The sequence below is a fragment of the Pseudomonas sp. genome (assembly GCF_050739995.1).
Classification (GTDB): Bacteria; Pseudomonadota; Gammaproteobacteria; order Pseudomonadales; family Pseudomonadaceae; genus Aquipseudomonas.
Genome location: NZ_JBOICG010000257.1, coordinates 1 through 6170, shown reverse-complemented (window position 1 = coordinate 6170; position 6170 = coordinate 1). Strand labels below are relative to the sequence as shown.

Below are 6170 nucleotides of genomic sequence, written 5' to 3'. Positions count from 1 at the left end.
ACCGCATTCGCGAGCAAGCCCGCTCCCACAGGGGTTATGCAGTGTTTGGTGAATTGCCTTTCAGGCCAGCTCGGTGGCGGTGTTTTTGACGACGGCCAATTCTGGATGCGCCACCAACTTATCAATGTGCAACTCATCATTGTTCAACCAGGTCTCGGTCAATACCCGGTAATGCTCCATATCCCGGCAGCGCATGCGCAGGCTGTAGTCGAACGGCCCGCTGATCAGTTGGCATTCGAACACCTGTGGGCAGGCTTTGACGCACGCCTCGAAAGCCTTCTGCGCCGAGCGCCCGCTTTGGTTGGACAAGGCCACCAGCACCAGCAACGACAAACCTGGCGAGACCATCTGTACATCGATGATCGCCCCATACCCGCGAATCACCCCGCGTCGCTCCAGCTTGCGCACCCGTTCCAGGCAGGGCCTGGGCGTCAGATGCACCAGCGACGAGAGCTTTTCGTAGGTGATGCGCCCCTGGTGGCGCAGCACATCGATGATCGCCTCATCGATGCGATCCAGCGCAGGGGAAGAATGGGGTCCGTTGGCCTTGGTATCCATGGGTTCACTTCAAACGATTGGAAAGAAATTGCTGCAAGCGTTCGCTGCTGGGGTGATCGAGTATCTCGGCGCCGCCTTGTTCCTCGACACGGCCCTGATGCAAAAACAGCACTTGGCTGGACACCTGGCGGGCAAAGCCCATTTCATGGGTGACCATCAGCATGGTACGACCTTCCTCGGCCAACGTCTGTATGACTTTGAGGACTTCTCCTACAAGTTCCGGGTCCAGTGCTGAGGTGGGCTCATCGAACAGGATGATCTCCGGCTCCATCGCCAACGCCCGCGCAATGGCCACGCGCTGTTGCTGGCCACCGGACAGAAACGCCGGGTATTGATCCGCCACACGGCCCGGCAGGCCGACCTTGTCCAGGTACAGCCGTGCGCGTTTTTCCGCCTCGGCGGCGCTCACGCCCAACACCCGACGTGGGGCCATGGTGATGTTTTCCAGCACGGTCATGTGGCTCCACAGGTTGAAGTGCTGGAACACCATGGCCAGGCGGGTGCGCAGGTTCTGCAACTGGTCCTGATGCGGCGCACGGGTGCCGGCACGGCCGGGCTGCATTTCAATGCTGATGCCGTCCAGGGTGATCACCCCGGCGTCAGGCTGTTCGAGAAAATTGATGCAGCGCAGCATGGTGCTTTTGCCCGAGCCGCTGGCACCGATCAGGCTGATCACATCGCCATTGCGGGCGTTGAGGGACACACCCTTGAGCACTTCGTGTTCGCCGTAGCGTTTGTGGATGCCTTCGACTTGCAGCTTGATGGCTGCGGTGACGGGTTGGGCAGCGGGGGCATCGATGGGATAAGCGGCCAGGGCCTGCGCGGACTGATTCATGGGTTAGCCTCGGGTAGGAACAAGAAAGCGCATCCAGCGACGTTCGGCCAGTCGGAACAGGCCCACCAGTGCAAAGGACAGCAGCATATAAAGCAGGGCGGCGATGCCGAACGCCTGGAACGTCAGGAACGTCTCGGCATTGGCGTCGCGGGCCACCTTGAGGATGTCAGCGACGGTGGCGGTGAACGCCAGCGAGGTGGCGTGCAGCATCAGGATCATTTCATTGCTGTAGGCCGGCAAGGCGCGACGCAGTGCCGCCGGCACTACCACGAACAGGTTCAACCGCCAGCCGTGCAGACCATAGGCACGCGCCGCTTCGATCTCGCCATGGGGAATATTGCGGATCGCCCCGGCGAAGATTTCCACGGTGTAGGCGCAGGTGTTCAGTACAAACGCCAGCAGGGTGCAGTTCAGCGCATTGCGGAAAAACTGGTTGAGCAGCGCGTTGTCCTGCACCACTTCCAGGCTGTACAGCCCGGTGTAGCAAATCAGCAGTTGGATATACAGCGGCGTGCCGCGAAACAGGTAGGTGTAGACCTCCACTGGCCAACGCAGCCAGAAGTGCTCCGACACGCGAGCCAGTGCCAACGGTATCGACAGCACAAACCCCAACAGCACCGAGATAATGAACAACCACAGGGTCATGGCGACCCCGGACAACCCCGTGCCATCGTTGAACAGGTAGGCCAGGCCGTATTGCTGGAACAGTTCGATCATCGCGCCATCCCCTTGATGCCGAGGTTGTAACGCCGTTCGAGGCGCTTGAAGATGCGGTTGGAGAGGGTGGTAATCACCAGGTAGACCAAGCCGGCGAGAATCAGGAAATACAGCGGCTCGTTGGTGGTCTTGCCGGCGTTTTGCGCGGCTTTGACCAGGTCCGACAAGCCGATGATCGACACCAGCGCCGTGGACTTGAGCAGCACCAGCCAGTTATTGCCCAGGCCTGGCAGGGCGAAGCGCATCAGTTGCGGGAACAGCACCAGCTGAAAACGCTGCCAGCGACTCAGGCCGTAGGCGGTAGCAGCTTCAAGCTGCCCGGCCGGCACACTGAGGATCGCGCCGCGAAAGTTTTCAGTGAAATAGGCGCCGTAGATAAAGCCCAGGGTGATCACCCCGGCGGTGAACGGGTCGATTTCAAAGTAGTCCCAGCCGAACACTTCGCTCAGGTCGTTGAGCCACAGTTGCAGGCTGTAGAAGATCAGCAGGATCAGCACCAGGTCAGGCACGCTACGGATCAGCGTGGTGTACAGCGTGGCGGGTACGCGCAGCCATTTGGCGCTGGAGAGCTTGGCGCCAGCGGCAATCAGGCCGAGGGTGAGGCTCAGGGCCAGCGCCAGGAACGCCAGCTTGAGCGTCATCCACGCGCCTTGGGCCAGCATCGGGCCGTAGCCTTGCAAATTGAGGAATTCATTCATCGGGGAGTCTCTAAATGGCGCAGACAAACCCCAGTAATAGCGGGCTTGTGTGGGAGGGGGCTTGCCCCCGATAGCGGTGAGTCAGTCACTGTATGTGTCGACTGGCATGCCCTCATCGGGAGCAAGCCCCCTCCCACAAAAGCCGTCTCTCACAGGGGCCGCATTGGCATCACTCGTGGTAGATGTCCTGATCGCCGAAGTACTTCTTCTGGATCTGCGCATAGGTGCCATCGGCTTGTACGGCGGCGATGCCCTTGTTGATCAGCGCGCGCAATTCCTGGTCGTTCTTGCGCAGGCCCATGGCGATGTCCAGGGGCAAGGTTGGGTCCTTGAAGGCCGGGCCGCTCTTGAAGTCGGCGCCTTCAGGCTTGGACAGGAAGTTGAGCTGGGCTTCGAGCTTGTCGGTCAGGGTGGCGTCAAGGCGGCCATTCTGCAGGTCGGCGTAGTTCTGTTCCTGGGATTGGTATGCCTTGATTTGCGCGCCCAGCTTGGCCAGTTGCGCACGGGCGTAGGCTTCCTGCAACGAGCCTTGCAGCACGCCTACCTGTTTGCCTTTCAACGAGTCCGGGGTGTCGCCGAAGTCGGCGTTTTTGCGGGTGATCACCGACGTCGGGCTGAGGAATAGCCGGTCGGTGAAGTCGATGACCTTCTCCCGTGCCGGGGTGACGGCCATGGACGACATGATCGCGTCGAACTTGCGCGCCCGCAGGGCCGGGATCATGCCGTCGAATTCGTTATGCACCCACGTGCATTTGACGTCGAGCTTGGCGCAGATCGCATTGCCCAATTCGATATCGAAGCCTTGCAGGCTGCCGTCGGCGGCCACGGATTCAAAGGGTGGGTACTCGGGGAAGACGCCGAAGCGGATTTCCTTCCAGTCTTGGGCCTGGGCGGCGGTGGCGCACAGTGGCAACAGCAATGCAGCGAAGAGTGATCGCAGTGGAGTCATGGTGGAGTCCCTATATTTTGTAATTGATGTCAGGGGCAGTCATAGAGATGAAACAAATCTTTATTGTTGGCGCAGAGAATGCTTCATGGTGGTGCGTTTTTTGTGTCGTTTACCCCGTGCATAAAGCGCGAATTGCGCTGTTAAAACGTGCAATGCAGCGGAATCGGCTGTTGCACGTGCTGAATCGGCTTTTTTAAGTTGAAAGTCTGGCCTGCCCTGGGCGCAAAGCGGCAGGCCAGAGCGGTCTCAGGCACGCTTTTTCTGCTGTGCCACCGGTCGTTGGGCCAAGCGCGCATACAGGTCTTTCGGGTCGGCCAGGTCCGGCACCAGTTCCAGTGTGCTGCCGATATCGAGCGCCTTGGCCACATCCAACACATAACGCAGGGCCGAGTAGTCTTCGATGGCAAAACCCACCGAGTCGAACAGGGTGATCTGGCGTGCATTCTCGCGCCCGGGCTTCTGGCCGTTGATCACCTGCCACAACTCGGTCACCGGCGAGTCGTGCGGCATGTGCTGGATTTCACCTTCGATGCGGCTCTGCGGTTCGTACTCGACGATCACCCGGGCGCGCTCGACGATGCGCCGGTCCAGCTCAGTCTTGCCCGGGCAGTCGCCACCCACGGCATTCAGGTGCATGCCCGGTTCGATCATTTCGTCGGTGAGAATAGTCGCGTAAGCCTTGTCGGCGGTCACGGTGGTGACGATGTCCGCACCTTTCACCGCCTCGGCCACGCTGCCGGCCAGGATCACCTTGAGCGCCGGGAACGCCTTGAGGTTGGCGGCGAGTTTGGCCGTGGCCTTGGCGTCGATATCGAACAGGCGGATCTCATTGATGCCAAGCATGCTGTGGAAGGCCAGGGCCTGGAATTCACTTTGCGAGCCGTTGCCGATCAGCGCCATGCTGCGGCTGTTGTCGCGGGCCAGGTAGCGGGCCACCAGGGCTGAGGTGGCGGCGGTGCGGATGGCGGTGGTCAGGGTCATTTCCGCCAGTAGTATCGGTTGACCGGTGTCCACATCGCCCAGGGCGCCGAAGGCCATGACGGTGAGCATGCCGGCCAGGGTGTTTTTGGGGTGGCCGTTGACGTATTTGAAGGCGTACAGCGAGGCGTCAGACACCGGCATCAGCTCGATCACGCCGTCCGGCGAATGGTTGGCCAGGCGCGCGCATTTCTCGAAATCCTGCCAGCGCAGGTAGTCGGCGCGGATGTACTCGGCCATTTCACTGATGCAGGTTTGCAGGCTCTTCTGCGAGACCAGGTAGCAGAGGTCGTTGACGTCGATGTAACGGGTCATGGCAAGACTCCTTATTGAAATGAGGGGCGGGCGGGCAGATGCACTTCCGCCAGCATGCAGCGGGCACTGCCGCCGCCGATGCGTTCGATGTTGTCGATGTTCACCACCACCGGGCGGGTGTGGCGTTCCACATGCTGGCGCTGCGCCGGTTGCAGGGCGTTCCAGGCGCTGGCAGACATCACCAGCAGCGGCTGGCCGTCACGGTCGTGCACCTCGAGCATGTTGCCGGCGAAGGCTTCAAGTTGGTCGAAATCCAGGCCGAGGATGTCCTTGCCGGTGTCGCGCAGGGAGCGTTCCAGGGTGCGGCGCTCAAAGGCATCGGGCAGGGCTTGCAGGCACACCACCGACAGGTCGCGGCCGACACTCATCATCACATTGCTGTGATAGATCGGCGCGTGGTGGCGGTCGACGGCGTGGAACACGCATAGCTGGTAGTCGAGGCGTTCGGCGAACTGGCGCAGGGCGTCCTGGTGCGTGCGCCCGGAGTGGCAGGCATAGCTGATGCGGTGCTGGCGGTCGAGCACCATGCTGCCGGTGCCTTCGAGGAAAATGTTTTGTTGTTCCAGGTGACTCAGGTCGATGGTGTCCTTGATCGAAAAGCGCTGTTCCAGCACTTGCAGCACACCCTTGTTGCGCTCCAGTCGTCGGTTCTGGCCTTCCATCGGGTACAGCACGAGGCTGCCGTCGGCGTGGCTGCTCCACCAGTTGTTGGGGAAAATCGAGTCAGGGGTGTGGGGCGCCGGAGTGTCCTGTACCACCAGCACTTCAACGCCGTGATTGCGCAGGGTGTCGACATAGCCGTCGAACTCTTCCAGCGCTTTCTGCTGCGCGCCGAGTGGGTCGAGGGGCGGGCGTTGGAAGCGGTTGTTGATCGCAGTGTCCGGGTTGAAGGCAAAGCGCGCCGGGCGAATCATCAAGACGGTGTTGGTGGTTTGCATGGGTGCACGAAATCCATGGAGTGAGCTATGGCGCTATTTTGTGCGTTGCGTGGGGTGAATCCCGGCTGAAACAGCGGGGCAGGTCAGCCGGGAAAGCTGAAAAAGGCAGTGGTGCAGCCGAATCGGCTGTAGGGCTGGAATGCAGTCAAACTGTGGGAGCTGGCTTGCCTGCGATAGCGGTG

General features: G+C 60.9%; 7 protein-coding genes. All 7 read right to left on the bottom strand.

The window, feature by feature from the left end; translation table 11 throughout:
* Positions 1 to 60: 60 nt before the first annotated feature.
* The gene (locus ACRESD_RS08645) at positions 61 to 558 is read right to left on the bottom strand and encodes an Lrp/AsnC family transcriptional regulator (protein WP_029296543.1); all 498 of its coding nucleotides are present in this window, start codon (positions 556 to 558) and stop codon (positions 61 to 63) included.
* A gap of 4 nt (positions 559 to 562) precedes the next feature.
* Entirely contained in the window at positions 563 to 1393 is an 831-nt protein-coding gene (locus tag ACRESD_RS08640; protein WP_431750540.1) for an ABC transporter ATP-binding protein, read from the bottom strand.
* A 3-nt stretch (positions 1394 to 1396) separates the two neighbouring features.
* Entirely contained in the window at positions 1397 to 2110 is a 714-nt protein-coding gene (locus ACRESD_RS08635) for an ABC transporter permease (RefSeq protein WP_431750539.1), read from the bottom strand.
* Positions 2107 to 2808, bottom strand: coding sequence for an ABC transporter permease (locus tag ACRESD_RS08630; RefSeq protein ID WP_431750538.1), 702 nt, complete (start codon positions 2806 to 2808; stop codon positions 2107 to 2109). The genes ACRESD_RS08635 and ACRESD_RS08630 overlap by 4 nt, the downstream gene beginning before the upstream one ends.
* A gap of 169 nt (positions 2809 to 2977) precedes the next feature.
* On the bottom strand, positions 2978 to 3757 hold the full coding sequence (locus ACRESD_RS08625; RefSeq protein ID WP_431750537.1) for an ABC transporter substrate-binding protein: 780 nt from the start codon (positions 3755 to 3757) through the stop codon (positions 2978 to 2980).
* 246 nt (positions 3758 to 4003) lie between these two features.
* Positions 4004 to 5050, bottom strand: a complete 1047-nt coding sequence (locus ACRESD_RS08620; protein ID WP_431750536.1) for an ornithine cyclodeaminase — start codon at positions 5048 to 5050, stop codon at positions 4004 to 4006.
* Between the two features lie 11 nt (positions 5051 to 5061).
* Positions 5062 to 5988, bottom strand: coding sequence for a citrulline utilization hydrolase CtlX (gene ctlX, locus ACRESD_RS08615; protein WP_431750535.1), 927 nt, complete (start codon positions 5986 to 5988; stop codon positions 5062 to 5064).
* Between the last annotated feature and the right edge of the window lie 182 nt (positions 5989 to 6170).

Bases quoted from the DNA above. Each gene is read 5' to 3' on its own strand.
- ACRESD_RS08645 (WP_029296543.1), bottom strand. From the start codon at position 558: ATGGATACCAAGGCCAACGGACCCCATTCTTCCCCTGCGCTGGATCGC.
- ACRESD_RS08640 (WP_431750540.1), bottom strand. From the start codon at position 1,393: ATGAATCAGTCCGCGCAGGCCCTGGCCGCTTATCCCATCGATGCCCCC.
- ACRESD_RS08635 (WP_431750539.1), bottom strand. From the start codon at position 2,110: ATGATCGAACTGTTCCAGCAATACGGCCTGGCCTACCTGTTCAACGAT.
- ACRESD_RS08630 (WP_431750538.1), bottom strand. From the start codon at position 2,808: ATGAATGAATTCCTCAATTTGCAAGGCTACGGCCCGATGCTGGCCCAA.
- ACRESD_RS08625 (WP_431750537.1), bottom strand. From the start codon at position 3,757: ATGACTCCACTGCGATCACTCTTCGCTGCATTGCTGTTGCCACTGTGC.
- ACRESD_RS08620 (WP_431750536.1), bottom strand. From the start codon at position 5,050: ATGACCCGTTACATCGACGTCAACGACCTCTGCTACCTGGTCTCGCAG.
- ctlX (WP_431750535.1), bottom strand. From the start codon at position 5,988: ATGCAAACCACCAACACCGTCTTGATGATTCGCCCGGCGCGCTTTGCC.